The following is a 26,200-nucleotide window of genomic DNA, read 5'->3' on the forward strand; positions in this document are numbered from 1 at the left end:
CCGACGGGAACGCCTACCATGTTTAATTCGACCATCAACAGCAGGGCCTACACCAACAACACGCAGCAGACGACGCAGGGCAATATCTCGGCCGATGTGTATGCGAAGGTAGAGCGCCAGATGCAGTCGCAAAACACGGGCGTCGTCAAGCTCAACGCCAGCCTGGCGCGCGACCAGGCCAAATTCTCCGGCCTGGGCCAGCTGCAATCGGCGCTGGCGAAATTCCAGACCGTGGCCAAGAACATGGCCGGCAGCGGCCTGGCCACGTCGGCCACGTCCAGCAGCAAGGATGTGCTGAGCGCCACCACCACCGACAAGGCGGTCAGCGGCAACCATGAAATGAACGTCAAGCAACTGGCGCAGGGACAGACCTTGCTCAGCGGCGCGCAGAAATCATCGAGCGCGGCCATCGGCACGGGTGCGCCCGCGCTGGTCAAGATCGAAGTGGGGTCGGCCGACGGCAAGCAATTTACGCCCGGCAGCGGCAAGATCATTGCGGTGACCATCGACAGCAGCAACAATAGCCTCGACGGCATCGCCGCCGCGCTCAAGCAGCAGGGCGTCGACGCCAGCGTGGTCAAAGGCCCCGATGGCTATTCGCTGGCCATCAATGGCAAGAGCGGCGCCGACAGCAGCATGCGCATCAGCGTGTCCGGCGACGCGGCCGTCAGCAATCTGCTCAGCTATGCTCCCGGCGCCGGCAAGGGCATGCAGCAAACGGCTGCCGCGCAGGATGCGCTGCTGACCGTTGACGGCAAGGAAATCAAGAGCGCCACGAATACCCTGACGACGGCCGTCGAGGGCGCCACCATCGAATTGAAGAAAAAAGGCACGACCGACCTCGTCATCGCCAAGGACAGCAGCCAGATCGCCAGCAACGTGGCCAGTTTCGTCACGGCCTACAATGAACTCAACAGCAAGCTGCAGAGCCTGCAGCAGGGCGACTTGAAGTCCGACACGGCCCTGGGGCAAGTGCGCTCGCAGATGGAACAAGTGCTGCGCACGGCCAGCACGGGCGTGCCATCGTCGGTGCTGGGCAGCGCCGGCGTGACCCTGGGCAAGAGCGGCGAGCTGGTGCTTGACGATAAAAAGCTCAAGGCCGCCATCGCGGCCGATCCGGACGCCGTCAGCAAGATGTTCACCAATAACGGCAAGGGTGTGGCGGACCAGTTCGCCACCAAGATCGGCGAGTTGACGGGCGAAACGAGCATCATCCGCAAGGAAGTGCAGACGGTCGGCAAGGACATCACGACGCTCACCAACAAGAAAGCCGTGCTGGCCAAGGCGCTGACGGCCCAGGCGCAGGCGCTGGTGAAAGCGTATTCGGCCCAGGAACAGATGGGAACGAACTCGGCTTTGCCGGGTTATACGGGCAAGAATTCCCTGTTCGACTTCATGGCTTGAGAGCGCACCGTTAAAGCGCCCATGGCGGCGTTGCATCGCCTTGCCGTACCAGCGTACTGCCTGCGGCGCTGCGCCTTGCCCTGAGCGCTGTATCGGCGCGCTTTCCAGTTGGCTAGATTCTGTCGCCCTGGGCAAAGAAGGCTGACGGCGAACTGCCGAAAGTCTTCTTGAACATGGCGGAAAAGGCCGACTGGCTGGCGTAGCCCAGTTCTTCGGCCACTTGCGACAGCGGCACGCCGCGCGCGATCAGGGGCGCCGCGTGCGCCAGGCGCACTTGCTGGCGCCACTGGCCAAAACTCATGCCCAATTCCCGTTCAAACAGCCGCGCCAGAGTACGCTCCGAGGCGCCGACCTGCTGCGCCCAGTGTTCCAGCGTCTGGTTCAAGCCCGGTTTCTCGATCAGGCTGTCGCACAGGCTTTTCAGGCGCTTGTCGCCAGGCAAGGGCACGCGGATGGGGCGCGTGGCCGAGCGTTTCAATTCATCGAGGATCAGTTCGGCCAGCAGCGCCTCGCGCGCCGGTTCCTGCCCCGGATCCAGCTGTTCCAGCGCCATGATCAGCTGGCGCAGCAAATTCGATACTTCCAGCACCTTGCAATCGTGGCCCGCAAAGGGCGCGCGCGCGGCATGGATGCACAGGGGGCGCAAGCGGGTTTTTTCCAGTATCGTGACGGCATGCTCCACGTTGGGCGCGATCCAGATGGCGCGCATGGGCGGCAGCACCCAGCTGCTGTTGTTGGCGGTGATGCGCAGCACGCCTTCGAGCGCCATCGTGACCTGGCCCCAGGGGTGGCTGTGCGGCAATAAGAATTCATCGGGTTGCAGGTCGCGCGCGATCATGGTCACGGGAATGGTGGCGCTGGGCGCTTCCCGTGGCGGACACATGCGGGTATGGTGGAGGATAGGTACACCCATCAGCTTGGCCTTAATTCGATAAATTATGTCGTTCTGTCGGAAAACAGACGATGGTATTTTGCATACACTTGAGCTTCACCAGTATAAGACAGGGTATGACATGATAACAACTAACTCGGCATCCGGACTTCCCACCTTGCGCGGCGATGCGCGCGTCATCGCCCTGGTGGGGCTGGCGCATGGCGTGTCGCACTTTTATCACCTGATCCTCGCGGCCCTGTTCGTCTGGCTGAAACCCGCCTTCGACCTGTCGTATGCGGAACTGGGCTTGCTGATGACGGTATTCTTCATCATCTCGGGCGTGGGGCAGGCGCTGGCCGGCTTCGTCGTCGACCGCTTCGGCGCGCGTGCCGTGCTGTTTTCCGGCATTTTCTTGCTGGGCGTGTCGGCGCTGGCCCTGTCCACCGCCCACAGCTATGCGGCGCTGATGCTGGGCGCCATGCTGGCCGGCATGGGCAACAGCGTGTTCCATCCGGCCGACTACACGATCCTAAACCAGCGCGTGTCGGCGGCCCGCGTGGCGTACGGCTTTTCCGTGCATGGCATCAGCGGCAACATCGGCTGGGCCCTGGCGCCCCTGTTCATGACGTATGTCGCCACCAACTACGACTGGCGGGTGGCCTTGCAATGCGCGGCCGTGCTGCCGTTCGGCGTGCTGCTGATCCTGTTCCTGAACCGCCACGCCATCCGCCCCGAACCCGTGAAACAGGCCGCGCCGGGCCAGGCCGCCGGCGGTGAAGGCACGCTGGACTTCCTGCGCCTGCCTGCCGTGTGGATGTGCTTTGCCTTCTTCTTCATTACCGCCATCGCCCTGGGCGGCATCCAGAGCTTTGCCAGCGTGGCCCTCGTCAAGCTGTACGGCATGAGCCTGGCGCTGGCCACGAGCGCCTACACGGCCTATATGCTGGCCTCGGCCGTGGGCATGCTGGCCGGCGGCGTGGTGGGCGCGCGCAGCAAGCAGCCGGACCGCAACGTGGCGATCGCCTTTGCCGCCGCCGCGCTGCTGGCCGTGCTGCTGGGCATGGCCGTCGTGCCGGCCTGGGGCGCGGTGGTGCTGATGGGCGCCATCGGCCTGATGTCGGGCGTGGCGGGGCCGTCGCGCGACCTGATGATACGCGCGGCGGCGCCGAAGAATGCCACCGGGCGCGTGTACGGCGTCGTGTATTCGGGCCTCGACAGCGGCCTGGCCGTGGGCCCTCTGTTCTTTGGCGCGCTGATGGATGGCGACCATCCGGCCATGCTGTTCGTCTTCATCGGCCTGTTCCAGGCGCTGGCGATCGCCACGGCCGTGGGCGTGGGCGGCAAAACACGTGCCGCGGCGCTGCAAAAGGCATAGAATCGTTGCCATCTGCCACGAAAGGAATCCCCATGACCTTTGCCACCACCGACCTGTGCGACGACTATGCAGCCATGCTGGACGATGGCACCCTGGCCGTGCTGCCGCCCGTGTACCGCGCCTTCGGCCAGCGCGTGCGCTTCAGCGGCCCCGCCACCACCTTGCACGTGTTCGAAGACAACGCCCTCGTGCGCAGCACCCTGGAAACGCCGGGCCAGGGCCATGTGCTGGTGATCGATGGCGGCGGCAGCCTGCGCCGCGCGCTGGTGGGCGGCCAGCTGGGCGTGCTGGCCGAAAGCAACGGCTGGGCCGGCATCGTCGTCGATGGGTGCATCCGCGACAGCGAGGAAATCAATGTCTGCCAGATCGGCGTGCGCGCCCTGGCCACGCATCCGCGCAAGAGCAACAAGACGGGCGCCGGCCAGCGCGACGTGCGCGTGCAGATCAGCGGCGTGGCCGTGCATCCGGGCGACTGGATCTATGCCGATGCGGATGGCATCCTGGTGGCGCGGCAAGAGCTTGATTGAGCTGTCGCTCTCCGGAGGAAGGGCGAGGGCGCCTGAAGACGTTGCAAATTGCTCACATTTAATATATTTTTGCAAAGTTCTTGGATTTTCATCCTGGCTGCGATATGATTTCACTTAAGGTAACTTTAATGCCAATAAGGCAAGGAAATCAACTCATGAAAATCGCCACCATCGCAGCCGTTGTCGCCCTGTTTGCTGCCGGCACCGCCAGTGCCAGCCCCGTCAACCTGATCACGAATGGCAATTTTGAAACAGTTGCTTCCGGCTATACCTTCGACAGCGGCTTTAAAGTCGTCAACAGCGGTTCGTCGGCCATCACGGGCTGGACCGTGGGCGCCAGTTCCGTCGACCTGATCCGCAATGCGTATAACGCCATCAACGGCTACAGCGTCGATTTGCTGGGTACGCCAGGTCCGGGTTTCCTGTCGCAAAATTTCAGCGTCGTTGCCGGCCAGACGTACAGCCTGACCTTTGACATGGCGCGCAATTCCGGCGGCCCTGCAGGCCAGGGCGTGAGCGTCAATTTCGGTGGCGTGGTGGGGGATTTCTACTCGACGGCCGCGGCCTCGAACACCTTGTACAGCAATACCCTGAGTTTCACGGCGGCCACCACCGGCCTGGCGACCCTGTCGTTTGCCAGCGCCGCCAAGGCCGGCACGCCGTTCGACAATTACTCGGGCGCCGTGATCGATAACGTTTCCGTGATGGCCGCCGTGCCGGAACCGGAAACCTACGCCATGCTGCTGGCCGGCCTGGGCCTGATGGGTTTCCTGCGCCGCCGCAAGGCCGCCAAGTAATTCCAGCCTTGCGCCACGTCAAAACCGCCTGCGGCCATGCCCAGGCGGTTTTTGTTTTTCAGGGAGCTGGTGCTGCATCGGCATCTCCCCGCAATGGACAGGCGGCCGCCTGCGGCTCCATCCGCCGCGCCAGTTCGCCGCGCAACTGCGTCAAGCCGGCGATGCGCGCATCGATGTCGGCCAGCTTGCGCGCCAGCGCCGCGCGCAGCAGTTCCGCCATGGCCGGATCGCCTGCGCCGGCCAGCAGCGGCATGTCGGCCTCGATTTCCGCCAGGGTAAAACCCAGCTGCTGCGCCGTGCGCAGGTAGCGCAGCCAGTCCGCCGCTTCGGGCGGATAGTCGCGGTAGCCATTCGCGCCGCGCCGCGCGCGCAGCAAGCCCCGTTTTTCATAGAAGCGCAGGGTATCGCGGCTCAAGCCCGTCGCCTGCGCCATCTCGCCGATTTGCATGGAAATATTCCTTCATAAAATGCTTGACCATGGAGTGTACTCCAGCCTTGAGAATGGATGCTTTCCATACACAGGAGTTGCCATGTTGTCCGTTTCCGCCTTCCGCCGCGTGGTGCGCGCCAGCGCCATTTACGATGTGCTCATGATTGCCCCGTTTACCACGCCGTGGACGTTTTTGCTGCTGCGCGAGCACTTGAACGCCATCAACCTGGCCCTGGGCGGCGCGCCACTGCCAGTGTTCGAACCCTTGCATTTGCTCATCAGCAGCTTGCTGGGCAGCGTGGTGATGGTCTGGTCCGTGCTGCGCATGCTCGATCCGCAGCCGCGCTTCGGCCGCTACGACGCCGTGGCCCGCTACCTGTTTTCCACCTGGATGGCGTGGGCCTTGCTCATGACGGGCCAGCCCTTGCTGTGGCTGTTCCTCGTGCCGGAGCTGGCCTGGGGTCTCGCGCAAAGCTTGCCGGTGCGCCGCAGCGAGGGTGGGCGGGAAGGGCGCGCGCGCGAATCGCTGTTGAGATGACGATAACGAAATGCAATAATGGCCGTGCTCGCAGTGCAACAATGACTGCAATGAACGACTATTAAGGGAATGACTATGCAGCAGGATGCCGCAGGAAAAAACATGGCGCTACTCGATCCGGTGGTGGCGCCGCGCATCGCGGTGACGCGCCTGGTGACGGGCCTGCTGCAAGGCTTGCTGCTGTATTGGCTGTACAGCACGGCGCAAGACAAGGTGTGGCCCGCCACGGAAGCCTACCTGCTGGGCCCGTTGATGCTGATCAGCTTGCTGTTGCCCATCCTGCTGGTGTCCAGCCTGGGTCACATGTCGCTCAAGCGCATCGCCCTGTGGATGGCCGGCGCGGCCGTCGTGCTGGCCGTGCTGGCCTGGCACGACGTGGCGCGCGGCGCCGAGCATGTGATTTGGGGCAACTACAAGCCGGGTGCGCCGCTGCGCGTGATTTCGGCCCAGCTGTTCGGTTTTTGCGTGGTGGGGTTTTATATCGCCCACGCGCTGGTGCTGGCCAGCGCCCAGGATGGCCAGCGCATCGCCCGCTACCCGACCTACTTTGAAATCGCCTGGAAGCTGGGTATCCAGCTGCTGTTTTCCCTGCTGTTCGTGCTGGGCCTGTGGCTGGTGCTGTGGCTGGGCGGGCAGCTGTTCCTGCTCATCAAGCTGAGTTTCCTGAAAAAACTGTTGGGCCAGGCCTGGTTCGTGATCCCCGTCATCTGCTTCGCGTTTTCATTTGCCATCCATATCACGGACGTGCGCCCATCCATCGTGCGCGGCATCCGCACCTTGTTGCTGGTGCTGCTGTCGTGGCTGATGCCGATCGCCGCCGTGCTCGTCTCCGGTTTCCTGCTGACCTTGCCTTTCATCGGCTTCGAGCGCCTGTGGGCCACGCGCCATGCGGCGTCCGTGCTGCTGGGCATGGCCGGCGTGCTGGTGGTGCTGATCAATGCCGCCTTCCAGAATGGCGAAGTGGGCCATGGCGTGGCGCGCGGCATCCGCCTGGGCACGCGCCTGGCTTGCCTGCTGCTGCCGTGGGTGGTGGGCATCGCCATCTATGCGCTGACCTTGCGCGTGATGTCGCACGGCTGGACGTCCGACCGCCTGATCGCGGCCGCCTGCCTGCTGGTCGCCACCTGCTACGCGGCCGGCTATGCCTGGGCGGCCAGCAAGTATGGCGACTGGCTGCACCTGATCGCCAACGTCAACGTGGCCACCGCCTTTGTGACCCTGCTGGTGCTGTTCGCCCTGTTTTCGCCGCTGGCGGACCCGGCGCGCATTTCCGTGGCCAGCCAGATGGCGCGCCTGGACAGCGGCAAGGTGGGCGTGGACAAGTTCGATTTCGAATACCTGCGCTTCCAGGGTGCCCGCTATGGCCAGGCGGCCCTGCAGGAATTGACGAAACGCACGACGGGCCCGGATGCGGCCATCGTGCGGGCGCGCGCCGACGCCATGCTCAAGCGCCAGAACCGCCTCGACGAGACGGGCGCGCTGAGCGACGTGTCGATCAACCTGACCCTGCGTCCGGCGACGGCGAAGCTGCCGGACAGTTTCCTGCGCCAGGACTGGACGCAAGTGGGCCCGGCCTGGCGCCTGCCCGCCTGCTTGAAGCGGGCAGGGCCGCAGTGCGACGCCTACCTGCTGGATTTCGATGGCGATGGCAAGCAGGACGTGTTGCTGATCAGCAATGATCCGCGCGCCTCGTCGGTGTTGCTGGCGGAAAAAGAAGACGGCAGCTGGACGGCGCGCGGGCAAATCCCCACCGATGCCCTGCGCTGCAAGCCCCTGCGCGAGAAGCTGCAAGCGGGCCAGTTCCAGCTGGTGCCGCCGAAGGTACGCGAGCTGGAAGTGGACGGCCAGCGCGTGCCGGTGACCTTGTATACACCGGAGGACGAGGTCAGCTGCCCGGATGAAACGGCGCCGACGCCGTAAATGGCAGGAGGAGGGCGCGCAGCGGGGCTTGCAGCGGGGCATGCAGCGCGGGATGGAACCGCCAGCGTGCCCTGAAGGCAGCAAGGTCGTGCACTGAATCATTGCGACGGTCCCGTATCGGCGGAAGCTGCGAATGACGATGGCCGGCCGGAGGCTGCCACTGAAGCGTTGAATCTGACAGCGCTGGCCGAAGCACCCTTCTGGCGAGAACAGATCGGACGGAAGCGGAGGTTGTTTATTTTCCTCACCGAGGTGATTTGATTTTTCTACAATATGTTGCGCAATATATTGTATGATTGAATTTCACCGAGGGGGGAACATCAGAATGCGTTATCACTTATGTCTGCTTCAAGCGCTGTCGGCGCTGTCCATCCTGTGCGCACCGGGCGCTTTTGCCGGGGAGCCTGGCCTTTCGCGCAATGAAAAGAGCGAGATCATCGCCTCCCTCAATAGCACCTTGAATGCAAACTACGCGTTTCCGGACATCGCAAGAAAAATTGCGCCGGTGCTTCAGGAGCATCTGACCAAGGGCGATTATGACTCGGCGACGACGCAGGCAGAGTTTGCGGGCAAGCTGACGGACGACCTCGTCAAAGTCAGCGGCGACCTGCATTTCTTCGTGGGCGCCGACCCAGCATGGATAGCGGAATTCAAGGCAAAGGCCAACCCGACGCTCAAGGCCAAGATACGCAAAGAAGAATTGAGCAGGCTGGAAGAGACCAATTTCGGTTTCGACGAGGTCGCTCGCCTGAAGGGAAATATCGGTTATCTACGCTTCAGCTATTTTGCCGATCCGGAACTTGCCCATGATACGGCGGCGTCCGTTATGCGCTTCGTCGGCAATACGGACGCCCTCATCATCGATTTGCGCTATAACAATGGCGGGCATCTGGAAATGGCGCAGTTTCTGGCGAGCTATTTCTTCTCCAGCGAGAAAGACCAGCTGCTCTTCGACTATTACTATAATGAGGATGGCAAGCGTATCCAGCGCGGGCAATGGGTGTTGCCGGGCTTGCCGGGCAAGCGCATGGTGGACAAGCCCGTCTATATCCTGACCGGCTCCACGTCTTTTTCCTCCGCAGAATGGTTTTCCTATGCAATGAAAAAGCTCGGACGAGCGACACTGATCGGGGAGCGCACCGCCGGCGGTGCGCATCCGGTGGCGCGCAAGCCGCTCAACGACGATTTTTTCGTGCAAGTGCCGATCGGCCAGATCCAGGATCCCGTGGAGCATGGCGATTTCGAAGGAACCGGCGTGCAACCCGATATTCCAAGCCCGTCCATCCGCGCGTTGCCTCTGGCGCACAAGCTGGCGCTTGAACATCTGGCGAAGACCGATGACGCCAGGCGAACCGAACTTGCCTGGCTGCTCCCCAGCTTGACGGCAGCGATCGAGCGCCCGCATGTCGATGCCGGGCTGTTGACGCAAGCCGCCGGAAAATATGAAGGCCGCCAGATTGTCCTGGACAAGGGCAGGCTCTACATTATCTGGCGCGACCGGTTTCGGGTCGCGCTGGAGCCGATCGGTCCCGAGCTGTTTGCGGTGGAAGGCGTGTCGGATTTTCGATACCGCTTGAATGTTTCGCGTGGGAAAGTGACGGCGCTGGAACGCGTGAACCAGGACGGCAGCATCCAGAGGTACAAGCGCCTTGACTGAGAAGACACCTCACCCGGCCGCGATCGATGACGCCGTGTTTCTCGGCCGCGCCGTCGAACGGCTGAGCGTCCTGATCGCTGAGCAATCCAAGAGCGTCTTCGACACGATGGGGATCGTCATCCCGGTGCGTTCGTGTTCGCTGATGACTGTTCTGGCGACGCTCGGCACGGCCTCCGCCTCGGACCTGGCGCGCGAACTCGGACATTCGCACCAGCTGGTCATGCAAAAGATACCCAAGCTGCTCCGCCTGGGCCTGATACAGCATCGGAACGATGACAATGATGCCCGGCGACGGATATTCATGCCCACTGATGAGGGTTTGTCGCAGCTGGCGAAATTCGGGCAGTGCACGGTGCTGATACGGGCGGCCTATGCCGGCTTGTTTGCCGAGGTGGGGGACGTGAGGCAATTCGTGGATCGGGCCGCCGATGCCCTCCACGCGAAGCCGCTGGACAAACGCATCGATTCCCCGGGCTGACGCAGACGGTTCCGCTTCAGGCCGCGAGCAGAGCTTTCCGCATGCTTGTCCGGGCGGGGGCCGCTGTAGCAGTCGTTCGACTGATACAGCATGTGCTTGTATGCGTCGCCTTGTGCCTTGTCCCTGGCGTGCCGCGCTTCTAGACTGGGGCCTTCTCCACGCTGCGACTGCCTGCCATGACCGAACTCCTGCCCCTGATGAGCTATTGCTTCGTGATGTCCGCCACGCCCGGGCCGAATAACGTCATGCTGGCCACCACCGGCGCCAATTTCGGCTATCGCGGCGCGCTGCCGGTGATCCTCGGCATCCAGGCCGGCATCTTCGTGCAAACCGTGCTCATGTGCGTGGGGCTGGGCAGCGTGTTCGTCGCGTACCCGATGGCGCAGCAGGTGCTGCGGATCGCGGGCGCGCTGTACCTGATATTCCTGGCCTGGAAGCTGGCCGGCGCCTCGGTGGCGGGGAGCGGCGCGCCAAAGGCCGTGTCGTTTGCGCAGGCGGCGCTGTTTCAGGCGCTGAACCCCAAGAGCTGGCTCAAGGCGGTCACCATGGCGTCCGTCTTCATGCCTGCGCAGGGCAACATGCTCGCCAGTGCGCTGCTGGTGTCCGTGACCGGCACCGTGGTGGGCACGCCGTGCAACGCCATGTGGGCGCTGTTCGGCGTCTCGATCCGCAGCGTGCTGAAGGCGCCCCGCAACCAGCGCATCTTCAATCTGGCGATGGGGGCCGTCCTGCTGGTCCTCGCCGTGCTGTTTTTGCGCTAGACTGCCATCCATGTTCGCCATCGACCGCTCCTCGCCCATCGCCCTGTTCCAGCAGATCGAGGCCGCATTGCGCCAGCAGATCGCGCAACGCGTCCTGCCCGGCGGGACCAGGCTGCCGTCGATCCGCCAGCTTGCCACGCAGCTCGCGGTGAGCACCAACACCGTGGTGGTGGCGTATGACAGGCTGGTGGCCGCAGGCATCATCGATACGCACGGCACGACGGGCTTCTTCGTCTGCACGCCAGCTGACGCCGGCAGCGCCATTCCCGACGAGGTGGCGCTGGAAGCGGGCCAGGAGCAGGAGCCGGTGTGGCTGAGCCAGCAAGTGAACGACCAGCGGCCGGGCGTGATATTGGCCAGCAGCGGCGCCTTGCCGCCCACCTGGCTGCAGGATGCGCTGCCGGCGGCCGCCGTGCAGCGCGGCCTGGCGCGCAGCGCGGCCGGCATGGCCTCGCGCTGTCCGCCGCAAGGGCTGGCCGAGCTGCGCGAGCAGATCGCGCTGCTGTTGCGCGGCATCGGCGTCGCCGCGGACGCCAGCCACATCCTCACCACGTTCGGCGGCACCCATGCAATCGATCTGATCTGCCGCACGTTTCTGCAGCCCGGCGATACGGTGCTGGTGGAAGACCCCGGATATTTCCTGATGTTCGGCAGGCTGCGCCAGGATGGCGTGCGCCTGGTGCCCATCAAGCGCCGCCCCGATGGCCTCGACCTGGACGAACTGGAAGCGGCCTGCCGCGCGCACCGTCCGCGCCTGCTGTTCGTGCAGACGGCCTTGCACAACCCCACCGGGTGGAGCAGCAGCGCCGCCAACCTGCACAAGGTGCTGATCATGGCGCAGCAGCATAGCTTCCTGATCGCCGAAGACGACGTGCATGGCCATTTCCAGCCGGGCCACAGCACGCGGCTGGCATCGCTGTCCGGGCTGGACGGCGTGATCTACTACTCCAGCCTGTGCAAGGCGCTGAGCCCGGCCCTGCGCATGGGCTACCTGGCCGCGGCGCCCGCCCTGCTCAAGCTGCTGATGCGCACCAAGATCCACGCCATCATGACTTTGCCTGCGCTGAACGAATACGTTTTGCTGGAAGTGCTCAAGGCCGGCAACCTGCGCAAGCACCTGGAGCGGCTGCAACGCAAGATCATGGTGGCGCGCAACGCCAGCACGCGGCAATTGAGCGCGGCCGGCGTGCTGTTCGAGCAGCCCGGCGACGCCGGCATTTTCCTGTGGGGCAGCATGCCCGAAGGTCTGGACGTGGACTTGCTGGTACAGGACGCCTACCGCAACAAGATCCTGCTGATGCGCGGCGCCGCGTTCTCGGCCAACGACACGCCCGACCAGCACATCCGCTTCAACGTCGCCTTCAGCCAGCATCCCCGCGTGAGCGCCTACCTTGAAGAGCGCCTGCGCGCGGTGGCTGGCGCACGCTCAAGCCTGGCCCGCGCCAGCGGCGCCGCCAGCCTCGGCGGCAAGTCCTGAGCATGGTCCGCGCCTTTCCTTGTCATTTGTTGATATTCTGGAGGGGTTCTTTTTTCGCCAGCGTGTCAATTTGGTGTGCCGCCACCCGTCGCCGGGACGGCGCACCGGTTGCCCATTCCACTTTCACCAGGGAAACAAGGAAGCGCCATGAACAAACAGATCATCCTCAACCTGCCCGTGAAGGACCTGGAGAAATCCAGGGCCTTCTTTTCCGCCATCGGCTTTACCTTCAATTCCCGCTTCAGCGGCGAGAACGCGGCCTTCATGAACATCGTCGACGACACCATCCAGGCCATGCTGACGACCGAAGCCTTCTTCCAGTCCCTGATCGGCAAGCCGGTGGCGAAGGCAAAAGAGGCCAATGAAGTGGTCATTTGCCTCAGTTGCGAAAGCCGGGAAGAGGTGGACAGCCTGATCGCCAGGGCCAAGGCCGCCGGTGGCCGCATACCGCATCCGCCCGAAGACCATGGCTTCATGTATGACCAGGGCTTCGAGGATATCGATGGCCACCTGTGGAACCTGGTCTGGACGGCGCCGGAAGCTTGACGCCTGAGGTGAACAGGCCGGATCAGTTTTTCGTACGCACCTGGCGCACGTGGTTTTCCAGTTCGCTGAACGACGGGCGTTCCGTGGCGGAAATGACCTTGCGGCCAAATTCCACGGCCAGCGCCGGCGCGTAGCCGTTCAGGCTGGCCAGCAGGGTCACTTTCACGCACTGGTACATCTTTGCCGTTTCATGGTGCTTGCGGCGCAGCAAGCTGGCCAGCGGCGCGATGAAGCCGTAGGCCAGCAAGATGCCGATGAAGGTGCCCACCAGCGCCTGCGCGATCAGCACGCCCAGCTCGGCCGGCGGCAAGCCGACGGAGGCCATCGTGTGCACCACGCCCATCACGGCGGCCACGATGCCGAAGGCGGGCATGGCGTCGGCCAGCTGCGAAATCGTCTGGATCGGCATTTCCGCATCTTCATGGTGCGTCTCGATCTCGTTATCCATCAGGTTTTCGATCTGGTAGGCATCCATATTGCCCGACACCATCAGGCGCAGATAATCGGTAATGAATTCCAGGATGTGCTCGTCACCGAGCGTGTACGGGTATTTCACGAAAATGGGGCTGCGGTACGGGTCGTCGATATCGTCCTCGACCGACATCAAGCCTTCCTTGCGGATCTTGCTGAGGATTTCATACATCAGCCCCATCAGTTCCATATAGCGCGCCTTCGTGTATTGCGAGCCGTGGAACAGGGTGGGGATGGCCGCGAACGTGGCGCGGATGGCCTTGGCGTCGTTGCCGACAAAGAAGGTGCCCAGCGCCGCGCCGCCGATCATCAGCAGTTCCAGCGGCTGGAACAGGGCCGCCAAATGGCCGCCCTGCATGGCGAAGCCGCCGAAGACGGAAAACAGCACGACGAGAAATCCGAGTATGACTAGCAAAACCTACTCCTTCATAATATTGCCATATCGCAATATTGTAGTGTAACCCGATTTGCCTGCGGTAGCCGCGTCCGGCTGCAATTGCTGGATGAGAAAATTGATAAAAGCGCGCACTTTGGCGGGCAATTGGTGGCGGCTCGGATAATAGGCGTACAGGTCGGCCGGCGCCAGCGCGTAATCGTCCAGTACCACGCGCAGGCGGCCGCTGTCGAGGTAGCGGGCCAGGTCCCATTCCGAGCGCAGCAGGATGCCGTGCCCGTCCAGGGCCCAGCCCAGCACCACGTCGCCATCGTTGCTGGCCACCGTGCCGCGCACCTTCACCGTGTGCGTGGCACGCCCTTTGCTCAAGCGCCAGATGCCGTAGGCGTCATCGTTCTGCCGGTGCACGATGCAGCGGTGCTGCGCCAGCTCGTCCGGGGTGCGCGGCGTGCCGTGCGCCTGCAGGTAGGCGGGCGAGGCGCACAGGAAGCGCCGGTTCGACATGATCTTGCGCGCCGACAAGCGCGTGTCGGGCAAGTCGCCGAAGCGGATGCCCAGGTCGTACGCCTGCTCGACCAGGTTGATGGGGCTGTCCGTCAGTTGCAGCTGCACTTCCAGCTGCGGGTGGCGCAGGGCGAATTGCGACAGCAGGGGCGCGATCACCGTGCGGCCGAAACCCAAGGTGGCATTCACGCGCAGCAGCCCGCGCGGTTCGGCGCTGCCGCTGGCCAGCGACTCTTCCATGGCGCGGATATCGTCGAGGATTTGCCGCGCCTGCTGCAAATAACTTTCGCCGTCTCCCGTCAGGCTGATGCGCCGCGTGCTGCGGTTCAGCAGGCGCACGCCCAGGCGCTGCTCCATCAGCTGCAGACGCTTGCTGACGGCGGGCGGCGTGATGCCCAGTTCGCGCGCCGTGGCCGACAGGCTGCCCAGCTTGGCCAGCAGCACAAAGAAGGCCATTTCCGTGGTGGCGTCGATTTTCATTATTAACTTCAAGTGAAGAATGGTTTAAATTGCTATCGATTATACGATTACGTATCGCGGTTAAGCTGGCGTCACCATTCAAACACAGGAGACCCGCATGAAAATCGTCGAGATCCGCGAAAAGACCATCCCCATTTCTTCCCCCATCCGCAACGCCTACATCGATTTCACGAAGATGACGCTGAGCCTGGTGGCCGTCGTCACGGATGTGATGCGCGACGGCAAGCCCGTCGTCGGCTACGGCTTCAATTCGAATGGCCGCTACGGCCAGGGCATGCTGATGCGCGAGCGTTTCATTCCCCGCATCCTCGACGCCGATCCGGCCAGCCTCGTGACGGATGACGGCGGCAAACTCGACCCGCACAAGGTGTGGGATTGCATGTACACCAATGAAAAGCCGGGCGGCCACGGCGAGCGCTCGGTGGCCATCGGCACCATCGACATGGCCATCTGGGACGCCGTGGCGAAGATCGAGAACAAGCCCCTGTTCCAGTTGCTGGCCGAGCGCCACGGCACGGGCGCGCCGGACAAAAAAGTGTTCGTGTATGCGGCCGGCGGCTATTACTACCCGGGCCAGAGCCTGTCCGCGCTGCAGGACGAGATGCGCAGCTATATCGACCGCGGCTACACGGTGGTCAAGAAGAAGATCGGCGGCGCTTCGCTGGACGAGGATTTGCGCCGCATCGACGCCATCATGGACGTGCTGCAGGATGGCCAGAAGCTGTGCGTGGATGCCAACGGCCGTTTCGACCTCGACACGTCGATCGCCTACGCCAAGGCGCTGCGCCAGTACGACCTGTTCTGGTATGAAGAGGCGGGCGACCCGCTCGACTTCGAGCTGCAAGCGACCTTGCGCAGCTATTACGACAAGCCGATGGCGACGGGCGAGAACCTGTTTTCCATGCAGGATGCGCGCAACCTGATCCGCTACGGCGGCATGCGCGCCGACCGCGACTGGCTGCAGTTCGACTGCGCCCTCAGCTACGGCCTGGTGGAATACCTGCGCACCCTGGACATGCTGCACCAGCACGGCTGGTCGCGCAGCCGCTGCATTCCGCATGGCGGCCACCAGATGTCCCTGAATATCGCGGCCGGCCTGGGCCTGGGCGGCAATGAATCGTATCCCGATCTGTTCCAGCCGTTCGGCGGCTTCCCCGACGGCGTCAGAGTGGAAAACGGCCACATCACCATGCCGGACCTGGTCGGCATCGGCTTCGAGGGCAAGGCGAACCTGTATGCGGAAATGCGCGCGCTGAGCGGGCAATAGGCTCAGGCCGGCGCCTGGCGTTTCATCTGTGCGGCGGGGCTGCTCTTTTCCCAGCGGAACAGCCACATGATGATCAGCTTGGTCGTGGCGCTGACGCAGGCCAGCAGCAGCAAGGGCCAGCCCGTTTCCAGCCCCATGACGCAGGCGAAGAAGATGGTGCTGGCATCCATCGCCAGGATGAACTGGCTCATTTTCAGGGAGACGGCGCCCGTCTTGCCCGAGCGCCAGATCAAGCGGATCTGGTGCGCGTAGCCCTGCGCCAGCAGCACGGTGACGGCGACGAGCAGGCCTTGCGAGATCACGCGCTTTTCATCGCTGAAGGTGGGGCCGAAGGCCAGCCCCGCCATGCCCGCGCCCAGCAGCAGTGCGCAGGCCAGCAGCGCATTGCGCGATGTCAAGCTGCGGCGGTCGCGGTGGATTTCATACAGGATGGCCAGCGCGATCAGCGAGGCGATCAAACGGGGCCAGACGATGTAGTGGTTGAACGGCGTGATCGAATAGCCGTACACAAAGAACGCGCAATACGCGAGGAAGCTGACGGTGAACTGGTTGATGGACAGGATGTCCGTCGTCTTGCCGGCGCCGATGCCGGCATCGCGCTTGCGCTGCCAGATTTTTTGCAGCTGCGACCACAGCCCGTACAGGCTGACGACGATGAAGAGGGAATTGAGGCTGCCGGCAAGGGCGTACAGGGAAGGGGGCTGCAAGGTATCTCCTGGGAAAGCCAAGGCGCCGCCGCCGTGACAGGCCGCCTTGTCTATACATTTTATTTTGGCAATATGCTCTCATGAAATAAATTGTCAGGCAAGCAATGATTGCGCTGGCGCGGCCTGTTGCCGCAGCACTTGCCTGAACGTACCTGTTCCTGCGCTTGGCCCTATAATTGCGGCATGACTTTCTTATCACATCGTGCCCGCTCCGTGCTGGGCAGTATCGGCAAAATGGCCGTTTCCCTGATTCTCCTGTTGACCGCACTGTGGGGCGCGCTGGCGCTGTGGTACCAGTTGTCCGGCGGCACGGCGGCGCAAGCCATCGGCGCGCTGCTGTGGGGCGCGCTGGGCGTGGCCAGCGTGGTGCTGTGGTGGACGCGCGGCGATGCGCGCGTGCTGCTGCCGTATGCGGCCGGGTTTCTCCTGCTGCTCCTGTGGTGGAGCCTGATCACGCCGAAGCAGCAGCGCGTGTGGGCCGACGACGTGGCGCGCAACGTCACGGGCACGGTGAAGGGCAGCACCGTCACGCTGGACAATGTGCGCAATTTCGACTGGCGCAGCGACGACGACTACACGGTCAAGTGGGAGCAGCGCAGCTACGACCTCGACGAGCTGCGCACGGTGGACACGGCGCTGTCGTACTGGACGGGGCCGTACATCGCGCACACCCTGATCTCGTTCGGCTTTGCCGACGGGCGCTTTTTGACGTTTTCCATCGAAATCCGCAAGGAAAAGGGCGAGAGCTTTTCCGCCATCGGCGGCTTTTTCAAGCATTTCGAGATGAGCCTGATCGCCGCCGACGAGCGCGACATCCTGCGCGTGCGCACGAATGCGCGGGGCGAAGACATGCATCTGTACCGCGTCATGATGCCCAAGGCGGCCATGCGCTCGCTGTTCCTCGCCTACCTGGACGAGGCGCAATCGCTGAAGAACCAGCCGCAGTTCTACAACACCCTGACGGCCAACTGCACCACCATCGTCTTCGAGATGGTGCGCCGCATCGTGCCGGGCCTGCCGCTCGACTACCGGCTGATGGCTTCGGGCTACCTGGACCGCTACCTGTTCGACGTCAAGGGCCTGGTGCCCGGCCAGACCTTCCAGCAGCTGCGCGATGGCGGCCACGTCACGGCGCGCGCGCGGGCGGCCAACGACGACGCGGACTTTTCGCATGCGATCCGCCGCGGCATGCCGGGTTACGATGAAACGGGCCACCCGAAGCTGCAAATGCCCAGGCAGTAATCAACTTGCAGCACAACGTCCAACCAAACCGTAGCGAGCGGAAGGAAGAGGTGGTCGAGAAGCGGAACTGTACTTTAGTACAGTGAGCATCGCAGGCCGCCTATGCCGACGCGCAGTAGGCTTGGTTGGGCGTTATCTGTCATTGCTTTATACTGTCGCTATCCCGACCGGCCGCACATTGCGGCCGGTCTCACTTCATGACTAAATAATAAGAAGGCCCGCTATGCCATTTTCCTCACTGGGTCTGATTCCCGCCCTGGTCCGCGCCGTCGACAAGGCCGGCTATGCCGCGCCGACGGCCATCCAGGCGGCCGCCATTCCCGCCATCCTGCGCGGCAGCGACGTGCTGGGCGCGGCGCAGACGGGTTCCGGCAAGACGGCCGCCTACGCGCTGCCACTGCTGCAGGCGCTGATGGCGCCCGTTTCCGGCCCGCGCCAGGTGCGCGCGCTGATCCTCGTGCCCACGCGCGAGCTGGCGGCGCAGGTGGGGCAGACGGTGCACGCGCTGGCCAAGCCGCTGCCGATCAAACTGAAGATTTCCGTGCTGTTCGGCGGCGTGTCGATCAATCCGCAGATGATGGACTTGCGCGGCGGCGCCGATATCGTCGTCGCCACGCCGGGCCGCCTGCTGGACCTGGTGCGCCAGAATGCCGTCAAACTGGGCGGCGTGTCGCTGTTCGTCCTGGATGAAGCCGACCGTTTGCTGGACATGGGTTTCAGCGAAGAAATCAACGCCATCCTGGCGCTGCTGCCCAAGCAGCGGCAAAACCTGTTCTTCTCCGCCACCTTCCCCGACAACGTGCAGGCGCTGGCCGACGGCCTGCTCAGCGAACCCGTGCGCATCGAAGTGGCGTCCGAACCGCAGGACAAGCCCGACATCGTGCAGCGCGCCATCACGGTGGACGTGCCGCGCCGCACGCAGCTGCTGCGCTACCTGATCCTGCAGCAGCAGTGGGAGCGCGTGCTGGTGTTCGTCGCCACCAAGTACGCGGCCGAACACGTGGCCGACAAGCTGCAGCGCGCTGGCCTGCACGTGGGCGCCTTCCACGGCGAATTCAGCCAGGGCACGCGCAGCCAGCTGCTGGCCGACTTCAAGGCGTGCCGCTTGCAGGTGCTGGTGGCCACCGACGTGGCCGCGCGCGGCATCGACATCGCCGGCCTGCCGGCCGTCGTCAACTATGACTTGCCCCGTTCGGCCGTCGACTACACGCACCGCATCGGCCGCACGGGCCGCGCCGGTGAAAGCGGCACGGCCATCAGTTTCGTGACGGCCGATACGGAAGCGCATTTCCGTTTGATCGAAAACCGCAACGACTTGCGCATCGTGCGCGAAGTGGTGGCCGGTTTCGAGCCGACGGAACTGCCGACGCCCGTGAATCCCGTCACCGATACGGTCAACGGCGGCGTAAAGGGCGCGCGCAAGAGCAAAAAGGACAAATTGCGCGAAGCGGAGGCCCTGGCGGCAAAGGCGGCCGAGGGCAATTAAATCCACCTTATGTGCGCTAGCCGCTTGAACGGCCACGTTTCCCGGACTAAGATTGTGTTTCTATAAAGCAAGGGGACGGAAATGCACGGGATCATGATCAAACGGGCGGCCGCTGCCGCCTGCCTCGCGGCGCTGGCCGCTTGCGCCGGCACGGGCGGCAACCACGGCACGTCCGGCATGCAGATGCCGGGCAATACGCCGGCCGATGCCGCCGTGGCCGCCACCTGGTACAACCCACCCAGCGAATTTCCCGGTATTTGCCTGACCCAGTTCAAGGATGGCAGCCTGCGTTTCGACGGCGGTTTCGCCTTTTTCAATCCGGGCCGCTGGGCCTACGATGCGGCCACGTCCGAACTGCGTTTGCAGCTGGCGCCGACCCCGTCGCTGGAACTGGCGCACGCGCAAACGGTGCTGCACCAGAACCTGCTGAGGGTCGAGGCGGCCAGGAACACGCTGGTGTACGCCGTGAAAGCCGATACGCAAGCCATCGGCCTGGGCGGCTTTGTGTTTTACCGCGACACGCCGTGTCCGGCACGGCGCGGATAAGTGCCGGATAAATGGCGGATAAGTGCCATAGAGGAATATTTAGTCGTATAATTTCAAGGCAGGCTGGCTGCCGCGCAAGACTCTCCCGCGCGGCGGATCCCCCCTTCAGGCAAGCTCCCGTATCGCCATGGCGATGAGAGGATGGTCCGATGGATGTGCACGATGAGCATGGTATGCCAGGGACTGTGGCGGCGGACGCCGTGGCGTCGCCGCGCACCTTGCTGCTGGTCGATGACGAGCCGAATATCCTCGCTTCCCTGAAGCGCCTGCTGCGGCGCGACGGTTACCATATTTTGACGGCCGGCAGCGGCCAGGAAGGGCTGGAAGTGCTGGCCAGCCATGCCGTCGACGTCATCGTGTCGGACCAGCGCATGCCCGGCATGCTGGGCGCCGACTTCCTGCGCAAGGCCAAGCTGCTGTGTCCGCAAACCATCCGCATCATGCTGTCGGGCTATACCGAATTGCAGGCCGTCACGGACGCCGTCAACGAAGGCGCCATCTTCAAGTTTCTTACCAAACCCTGGGAAGACCATCAGCTGCGCGAGCATATCGCCGAAGCGTTTCGCCTGAAGGGCATCGACGACGACAATGTGCGCCTGAATGCGCAGTTGCGCGACGTCAACCAGGCGCTGGCGGCCGCGAATGCCGCCATGCAGGCGCTGGTGTGCCAGCAGCAGCACCAGATCAGCCGCGACGAGGTCAGCCTGGGCATCGCGCGCGAAGTGCTGCAATTCCTGCCGCTGCCCGTGATCGGGCTCGACGACGAAGGCATGATCGCTTTCATCAACGGGGCAGCCGCCAGCCTGTTCGAACGGGGTGCGGCCTTGCTGGGCAACGAGGCGGCGATCGTCCTGCCGCAGCTGTTCGACGGGCAGGGCACGCCTCGCCTGGCCGCCATCGATGGCCAGCCGTATGTCGTGGCCGTCCATCCCATGGGCTTGCATTCGCGCTCGCGCGGCAGCCTGGTCACCCTGAGTCGTCATGGAGCGGGTACATGAGTATAAGCGTGAGTGCAAGCGTGAGTGAAAGCGGCCGCGAGATTTCCATGGAGCAGGCGCAGGAAGGCATGGTGCTGGCGCAAGCCTTGAATGACGCCAGCGGCGCCGTGCTGCTGGCCCAGGGTGCCACGCTGACGGCGGCGAACCTGACGGCCTTGCGCAGGCGCAATGTGGAGCGCTGCCACGTCGTCATGGAAGCGGAGCCTGACCCCGCCGCGCAGGCGCATGCCGAGCAGGAACGGGTACGCCGCCTGGAACGGCTGGCCGTGCTGTTCCGCGCCACGCCGCCCGATTCCGCGGGGGCGGAACTGCTGGCGCTGCTGCAGCGCTACCGGCAAGGGGGGGCGGCATGACACGCCTCAGTTTTGAACACATCATTCGCCAGATACAGGAACTGCCCTCGCTGCCGGTGGTGGTGCTGGAACTGTTGTCGAGTATGGACCAGGACGACACGGACGTGCATGTGCTGGCGCAAAAGATCGAGCTGGACCAGGCCCTGGCCGCAAAGACCTTGCGCATCGCCAATTCCTCGTTCTACGGCATGCAATCGAAGGTCACCAGCATTCCGCAAGCCGTTTCCGTGCTGGGCTTTCACAGCATCCGCACCGTCGTCACGGCCTGCGCCCTGACGGGCAGCTTCGCGCCCGTCAGCGGCGGCTTCGATTTCCAGGCCTTCTGGCGCCATTCGCTGGCCACGGCCATCGCCGCGCGCCTGCTGGCGCCGCACTTGCGCGTCAATCCCGAAACGGCGTTCACGGCGGGACTGCTGCACGACCTGGGCACCCTGGTGCTGGTGACGCGCTTCCCGGACGAGCACGCGCTCGTGCGCAGCCACCGCCAGGCGCAGGATTGCCAGATGGCCGAGGCGGAACTGGCCGTCATCGGCATCGATCACGCGCAGGTGGGCAGCGCCCTGGCCGCTTACTGGAAGTTTCCTGAAGCGATACAACAGGCGGTGGCCGACCACCACGCCATCGAGCGCCTGGACGCGGGCGGCTTGCCGCTGGCCGTGCACCTGGCCAATGCCGTCGCCCTGGGGCTCGACCTGGCCGGCGTCGACGATGCGCTGGTGCCGCCCCTGTCGGCCACGGGCTGGCGCAGCGTCGCCCTGGACGAGCCGGCCTGGCTGGCGCTGCTGCGGCAAACGGAACACACCTTCGATGAAATGTCGCGGATCATGCTGGCATGAACAGGACAGAGGCCATGGACACAGAAGCAGGGCAGGCACTGCCCGCCACGCCGGAACGCCGCCAGGGAGACACCATCGCGCTGTCGGCGTTTTTCGACGGCCATCCCGTGGCCACGTTCGCCATCGACACGGACCATGTGATCACGCACTGGAATAGCGCCTGCGAACAGTTGCTGGGCTTTACGGCCGCCGAGATGGTCGGCACGCGCGACCACTGGAAGGCGTTTTATCCGCAGCCGCGCGCCTGCCTGGCCGACCTGCTGGTGGCCGACGATATCGCGCTCGGTGAAAATGACCTTTACCTGGGCAAGCTGAAGCGCTCTCCCGTGATCCCCGGCGCCTTTGAGGCCGAGGATTTCTTTGCCGATATCGGCCCGGACGGCCATTGGCTGCATTTCACGGCGGCACCCCTGCGCGACCGCCAGGGACGCCTGGTGGGCGCCATCGAAACCCTGCGCGACGTGAGCGAGCGGCGCCTGGCGGAACTGGCGTTGCGCAAGGCGCACGACAACCTGGAACACCTGGTGGCCAAGCGCACGGCCCAGCTGGCTGAAATGAACGAGCGCCTGGCCGACGATATCCGCCAGCGCCAGATCGCCGATCTGGAGTTGCGCGAGCGCAACCTGGCCCTGACGGAATTGAACAGCAAGCTGTCGCTGGCCCAGCAAAAGCTGCTGCAGTCGGAAAAGCTGGCCTCGATCGGCCAGTTGGCCGCGGGCGTGGCGCATGAGATCAACAATCCCATCGGCTATGTGTTTTCCAACGTCGGCACCCTGGAAGGCTACCTGGACGACCTGTTTTCCATGCTCGACGCCTATGAGGAAGCCGAGCCGGCCGTCGCCGACCCCGTGGTGGCGGCGCGCCTGCGGGCGCTGCGCGAACAGATCGACCTGGACTTCCTGCGCACCGACATACCGATGCTGATGGGCGAGTCGAAGGAAGGCATTGCGCGCGTGCGCCGCATCGTGCAGGACTTGAAGGATTTTTCGCGCACGGACGCGCACCAGGAGTGGGTCTGGGCCGACTTGCGCCAGGGCATCGATACCACGCTCAATATCGTGAACAACGAGGTCAAGTACAAGGCCGACGTGGTGCGCGAATATGCCGACATTCCCGATATCGAATGCCAGCCTTCCGAGCTGAACCAGGTGATCATGAACCTGGTCGTCAACGCCGCCCACGCCATGGGCGAGGCGCGCGGACGCATCACCCTGCGCACGGGCAGCGACAGCGCCACGGAAGTGTGGATCGAAGTCGAGGACACGGGCGGCGGCATCGCGCCCGAACACCTGTCGCGCATCTTCGACCCCTTCTTCACCACCAAGGCCGTCGGCAAGGGCACGGGGCTGGGCCTGTCGCTGGCCTATACGACGGTACAGAAACACCACGGCCGCATCGACGTGCGCAGCGTCATCGGCCGCGGCACCACCTTCCGCATCACCTTGCCCGTGCGCCAGGCGCAGGCGGCCACACCATGACCGAACAGGACAGCATGAGCACCAGCACCGCGGCCGCGCCGCCGCCCACCATCCTGTGCGTCGACGACGAACCGAATATCCTGTCGTCGCTGCGCCGCCTGTTCCGCCCGCACGGCTACCGCGTGCTGACGGCCGAGAGCGGCGCAGCCGGCCTGGCCCTGCTCGACAGCGAGACGGTGGACCTGGTCATCTCCGACATGCGCATGCCGCACATGGATGGCGCGCAATTCCTGGCCCAGGTGCGCCAGCGCTGGCCCGGCACCATGCGCTTGCTGCTGACCGGCTATGCCGACATCCAGTCCATCCTCGACGCCATCAACCAGGGCGAGATCTACCGCTACGTGACCAAGCCCTGGGACGAGAACGATATCGTGCTGGTGGTGCGCCACGCGCTGGAGCGGCGCGCGCTGGAGCAGGAAAAACGGCGCCTGGAAGCGCTGACGGCCAGCCAGAACGTGGAGCTGCAGGCGCTCAACGCCAGCCTGGAAGCGAAGGTGGCCACGCGCACGCAGCAGCTGAAACTGTCGCACGACGAGGTGCAGGCGGCCAACGAGCGCCTGAAGGCCACGTTCGTGACGACCATCAAGGTGTTTTCCAACCTGATCGAGATGCGCGGCGGCAAGCTGGCCGGCCATGCGCGGCGGGTGGCCGAGCTGTCGCGCAAGCTGGCGCAGGCGCTGGGCCTGGACGGGCAAGAGGCGCGCGACGTGTTCATCGCGGCCCTGCTCAAGGATATCGGCAAGCTCAGCTTGAGCGACGATGTGCTGGAGCTGCCGGCCAGCGCCTGGACGGGCGAGCAGCTGGCCGCGTTCCGCAAGCATCCGCTGCGCGCCGAACAATTGCTGATGGCGCTCGACGAGCTGCGCGCCGTTTCCGTGATCCTGCGCTCGCAGCTGGAACGCTTCGACGGCGGCGGCTTTCCCGATGGCATGGTGGGCCTGGCCATTCCGCTGGGCGCGCGCATCCTGGCGCTGGCGTCGGACTACGACGGCTTGCAGATCGGCGCCATGGTGCAGCGCAGCCTGCGCGCCGACGAGGCCCGCACCCTGATCTACGACAGCGTCGGCAAGCGCTACGACCCGGCCGTGGTGGCCGCTTTCCGCGGCATCATGGAAGAGACGGAACCGCCGGCGCGCGACCTGACGGTGCTGTCGGGCCAGCTGGAGCCGGGCATGGTGCTGTCGCGCGACCTGATCAGCCGCGATGGCCTGATGCTGCTGGCGGCCGAACACGTGCTGACGGCCCGCGTGATCGCCCAGCTGCTCGACTTCGAAGGCAAGAATGGCGGGCGCCTGAGCATCCGCGTGTATGCGCCCGTGAAGGAAGCCTAGGCGTTCGTGGCGCCCGGCGGCTGCAGCGGCAGGTGCACGGTAAAGCGCGTGCCGCGGCCCACTTCCGAGGCCACGTCGATGCGTCCGCCGTGCTTGTTGACGATGCCGTACGACAGCGACAGGCCCAGGCCCGTGCCGCTGCCCACGGCCTTGGTGGTGAAGAACGGCTCGAAGATGCGGTTCAGGTGCTCGGGCGCGATGCCGGCGCCCGTGTCGCCGATCTCCACCCACACCCAGTCGCCGGCATGGCCGGTGCGGATGCTGATCACGCCGTCGCTGCTGATGGCCTGGCCCGCGTTGACGAGCAGGTTCATGAAGACCTGGTTCAGCTGCGAGGCCAGGCACAGTATGGGCGGCAGCTCGCCATAGTGTTTTTCGATGCGCGCCTTGTATTTCAATTCGTTGGCGACGATGTTCAGGGTGCTGTCCAGGCCCGCATGCAGGCTGGCCACTTGCCAGTCCGTCTCGCCCACGTGGGAAAAATCCTTCAGCGCCTGCACGATGTCGCGCACGCGTTTGAGGCCATCCATCGATTCGCGCACCAGGTCGCCGATGTCGTCCTGCAGGAAGGCCAGGTCGGCCTGCGCGCGCACCTGGGCCACGCGCGCGACCAGGGCCGGGCCGTCGAGCGGCTCGCCCATCGCCGCCTCGTATTGCGCGATGACGTCGAACAGGGTGGCGACATAGCCTTGCAGCGAACTCATGTTCGAATTGACGAAGCCGATCGGGTTATTGATTTCATGCGCGATGCCGGCCGCCAGCTGGCCGATGGACGCCATCTTTTCCGATTGCAGCAGCTGGTCGTGCGCTTCCTGCAGCTTGCTGATCAGTAGTTGCTGCTCTTCGCCGCGCGCCTGCAGCATCGCTTCCATGCGCTTGCGTTCCGTGATGTCCGTCAGCGAGCCGATGACCTCGAACGGCACGCCGTGCTCGTCGCGCACGAGGCGCAGGCTGTCGTGCATCCACAGATAGCTGCCGTCGCGCACGCGAAAACGGTATTCATAGGCGCGCGCGCCTTCGACGAAGATCTGCGCCAGGCTGGAAAAGATGCCGGGGGCGTCGTCGGGGTGGATGTGGTCGAACCAGAAATTGGGGTCGGCCACCATTTCCTCGGGCTGGTAGCCCAGCACGTTCAAGGCATTGTTGCTGACAAAGGTCATCTTGAAGTCGCCGCTGGGCACGGTGCAATAGATGATGGAGGGGGTATTGTCGAGCAGGTATTGCAGGCGCACGGCCGTGGCGGCCGAGACGTCATCGCCAGGCGCCGGCCCGGCATGCCGGCCGGGATCGGGAGTGGAAAGGTCGAAATCCTCGAACTGCATC

General features: G+C 64.3%; 26 protein-coding genes. 20 read left to right on the top strand and 6 right to left on the bottom strand.

Annotation, left to right across the window (positions count from 1 at the left end):
• Positions 1–18: 18 nt before the first annotated feature.
• Positions 19–1,404: a flagellar filament capping protein FliD gene (gene fliD / locus OX460_RS00175; protein ID WP_289897245.1), complete on the top strand. Its 1,386-nt coding sequence runs from the start codon at positions 19–21 to the stop codon at positions 1,402–1,404.
• 112 nt (positions 1,405–1,516) lie between these two features.
• Here the strand turns inward: fliD and OX460_RS00180 are convergent, their stop codons facing one another.
• A complete protein-coding gene (locus OX460_RS00180; RefSeq protein WP_180278731.1) occupies positions 1,517–2,317 on the bottom strand; it encodes a helix-turn-helix transcriptional regulator in 801 nt (266 codons plus the stop codon).
• Between the two features lie 100 nt (positions 2,318–2,417).
• Between OX460_RS00180 and OX460_RS00185 the strand changes: the two genes are divergently transcribed.
• The 3 genes from OX460_RS00185 (at position 2,418) to OX460_RS00195 (ending at position 4,977) form a co-directional block, all read left to right on the top strand.
• Positions 2,418–3,653, top strand: a complete 1,236-nt coding sequence (locus tag OX460_RS00185; RefSeq protein ID WP_289897246.1) for an MFS transporter — start codon at positions 2,418–2,420, stop codon at positions 3,651–3,653.
• Positions 3,654–3,685: 32 nt separating this feature from the next.
• Positions 3,686–4,180 (top strand): ribonuclease E activity regulator RraA, encoded by a 495-nt coding sequence (rraA, locus tag OX460_RS00190; protein WP_035820358.1) that lies wholly within the window; start codon positions 3,686–3,688, stop codon positions 4,178–4,180.
• 155 nt (positions 4,181–4,335) lie between these two features.
• A complete protein-coding gene (locus tag OX460_RS00195; RefSeq protein WP_289897247.1) occupies positions 4,336–4,977 on the top strand; it encodes a choice-of-anchor C family protein in 642 nt (213 codons plus the stop codon).
• 58 nt (positions 4,978–5,035) lie between these two features.
• Here the strand turns inward: OX460_RS00195 and OX460_RS00200 are convergent, their stop codons facing one another.
• Positions 5,036–5,425, bottom strand: coding sequence for a MerR family transcriptional regulator (locus OX460_RS00200; protein ID WP_251351616.1), 390 nt, complete (start codon positions 5,423–5,425; stop codon positions 5,036–5,038).
• An 82-nt stretch (positions 5,426–5,507) separates the two neighbouring features.
• Here OX460_RS00200 and OX460_RS00205 point away from each other — a divergent pair, with 82 nt between their 5' ends.
• From OX460_RS00205 to OX460_RS00235, 7 genes are all read left to right on the top strand, one after another.
• Entirely contained in the window at positions 5,508–5,945 is a 438-nt protein-coding gene (locus tag OX460_RS00205; RefSeq protein WP_289897248.1) for a hypothetical protein, read from the top strand.
• Positions 5,946–6,047: 102 nt separating this feature from the next.
• On the top strand, positions 6,048–7,865 hold the full coding sequence (locus OX460_RS00210) for a DUF4153 domain-containing protein (protein WP_289897249.1): 1,818 nt from the start codon (positions 6,048–6,050) through the stop codon (positions 7,863–7,865).
• 325 nt (positions 7,866–8,190) lie between these two features.
• On the top strand, positions 8,191–9,522 hold the full coding sequence (locus tag OX460_RS00215; RefSeq protein ID WP_289897250.1) for a S41 family peptidase: 1,332 nt from the start codon (positions 8,191–8,193) through the stop codon (positions 9,520–9,522).
• Positions 9,515–10,000, top strand: a complete 486-nt coding sequence (locus tag OX460_RS00220) for a MarR family winged helix-turn-helix transcriptional regulator (protein ID WP_251351612.1) — start codon at positions 9,515–9,517, stop codon at positions 9,998–10,000. Before OX460_RS00215 ends, OX460_RS00220 begins: the two co-directional genes overlap by 8 nt.
• Positions 10,001–10,176: 176 nt before the next feature.
• Complete coding sequence (locus OX460_RS00225; protein WP_289897251.1) at positions 10,177–10,761, top strand: LysE family translocator; 585 nt, start codon at positions 10,177–10,179, stop codon at positions 10,759–10,761.
• Between the two features lie 10 nt (positions 10,762–10,771).
• Positions 10,772–12,238 (top strand): PLP-dependent aminotransferase family protein, encoded by a 1,467-nt coding sequence (locus OX460_RS00230; protein ID WP_289897252.1) that lies wholly within the window; start codon positions 10,772–10,774, stop codon positions 12,236–12,238.
• Between the two features lie 147 nt (positions 12,239–12,385).
• On the top strand, positions 12,386–12,784 hold the full coding sequence (locus OX460_RS00235; RefSeq protein WP_289897253.1) for a VOC family protein: 399 nt from the start codon (positions 12,386–12,388) through the stop codon (positions 12,782–12,784).
• A 22-nt stretch (positions 12,785–12,806) separates the two neighbouring features.
• On the opposite strand, the gene motA is transcribed toward OX460_RS00235, so the two are convergent.
• Together motA and OX460_RS00245 are read right to left on the bottom strand one after the other, a co-directional pair.
• On the bottom strand, positions 12,807–13,670 hold the full coding sequence (gene motA, locus OX460_RS00240) for a flagellar motor stator protein MotA (RefSeq protein WP_077406831.1): 864 nt from the start codon (positions 13,668–13,670) through the stop codon (positions 12,807–12,809).
• A gap of 3 nt (positions 13,671–13,673) precedes the next feature.
• On the bottom strand, positions 13,674–14,633 hold the full coding sequence (locus OX460_RS00245; protein WP_289897254.1) for a LysR family transcriptional regulator: 960 nt from the start codon (positions 14,631–14,633) through the stop codon (positions 13,674–13,676).
• A 97-nt stretch (positions 14,634–14,730) separates the two neighbouring features.
• Here OX460_RS00245 and OX460_RS00250 point away from each other — a divergent pair, with 97 nt between their 5' ends.
• On the top strand, positions 14,731–15,900 hold the full coding sequence (locus tag OX460_RS00250) for a mandelate racemase/muconate lactonizing enzyme family protein (RefSeq protein WP_289897255.1): 1,170 nt from the start codon (positions 14,731–14,733) through the stop codon (positions 15,898–15,900).
• Positions 15,901–15,902: 2 nt separating this feature from the next.
• On the opposite strand, the gene OX460_RS00255 is transcribed toward OX460_RS00250, so the two are convergent.
• A complete protein-coding gene (locus OX460_RS00255; protein ID WP_251351606.1) occupies positions 15,903–16,607 on the bottom strand; it encodes a hypothetical protein in 705 nt (234 codons plus the stop codon).
• Between the two features lie 183 nt (positions 16,608–16,790).
• Between OX460_RS00255 and OX460_RS00260 the strand changes: the two genes are divergently transcribed.
• The 8 genes from OX460_RS00260 to OX460_RS00295 all read left to right on the top strand — a co-directional run bounded on the left by OX460_RS00260 (position 16,791) and on the right by OX460_RS00295 (position 24,877).
• Positions 16,791–17,849, top strand: coding sequence for a DUF4105 domain-containing protein (locus OX460_RS00260; RefSeq protein ID WP_289897256.1), 1,059 nt, complete (start codon positions 16,791–16,793; stop codon positions 17,847–17,849).
• A 223-nt stretch (positions 17,850–18,072) separates the two neighbouring features.
• Complete coding sequence (locus tag OX460_RS00265) at positions 18,073–19,335, top strand: DEAD/DEAH box helicase (RefSeq protein WP_289897257.1); 1,263 nt, start codon at positions 18,073–18,075, stop codon at positions 19,333–19,335.
• Between the two features lie 81 nt (positions 19,336–19,416).
• Positions 19,417–19,881, top strand: coding sequence for a hypothetical protein (locus tag OX460_RS00270; protein ID WP_289897258.1), 465 nt, complete (start codon positions 19,417–19,419; stop codon positions 19,879–19,881).
• Between the two features lie 173 nt (positions 19,882–20,054).
• Positions 20,055–20,879, top strand: coding sequence for a response regulator (locus OX460_RS00275; protein WP_251351602.1), 825 nt, complete (start codon positions 20,055–20,057; stop codon positions 20,877–20,879).
• A gap of 20 nt (positions 20,880–20,899) precedes the next feature.
• A complete protein-coding gene (locus OX460_RS00280) occupies positions 20,900–21,232 on the top strand; it encodes a hypothetical protein (RefSeq protein ID WP_289897259.1) in 333 nt (110 codons plus the stop codon).
• Entirely contained in the window at positions 21,229–22,068 is an 840-nt protein-coding gene (locus tag OX460_RS00285; protein WP_251351600.1) for an HDOD domain-containing protein, read from the top strand. Before OX460_RS00280 ends, OX460_RS00285 begins: the two co-directional genes overlap by 4 nt.
• 14 nt (positions 22,069–22,082) lie before the next feature.
• A complete protein-coding gene (locus tag OX460_RS00290; RefSeq protein WP_289897260.1) occupies positions 22,083–23,546 on the top strand; it encodes an ATP-binding protein in 1,464 nt (487 codons plus the stop codon).
• 14 nt (positions 23,547–23,560) lie between these two features.
• Positions 23,561–24,877 carry an HD domain-containing phosphohydrolase gene (locus OX460_RS00295; protein ID WP_289897261.1) on the top strand — a complete coding sequence of 439 codons (1,317 nt, stop codon included), beginning with the start codon at positions 23,561–23,563 and terminating at the stop codon, positions 24,875–24,877.
• Here OX460_RS00295 and OX460_RS00300 read toward each other — a convergent pair.
• Entirely contained in the window at positions 24,874–26,199 is a 1,326-nt protein-coding gene (locus tag OX460_RS00300; RefSeq protein WP_289898394.1) for an ATP-binding protein, read from the bottom strand. The two genes, OX460_RS00295 and OX460_RS00300, sit on opposite strands and share 4 nt — an antisense overlap.
• Position 26,200 lies beyond the last annotated feature (1 nt).

The organism is Janthinobacterium sp. SUN033, from assembly GCF_030397595.1.
In the GTDB taxonomy this organism is placed as follows: domain Bacteria; phylum Pseudomonadota; class Gammaproteobacteria; order Burkholderiales; family Burkholderiaceae_D; genus Janthinobacterium; species Janthinobacterium kumbetense.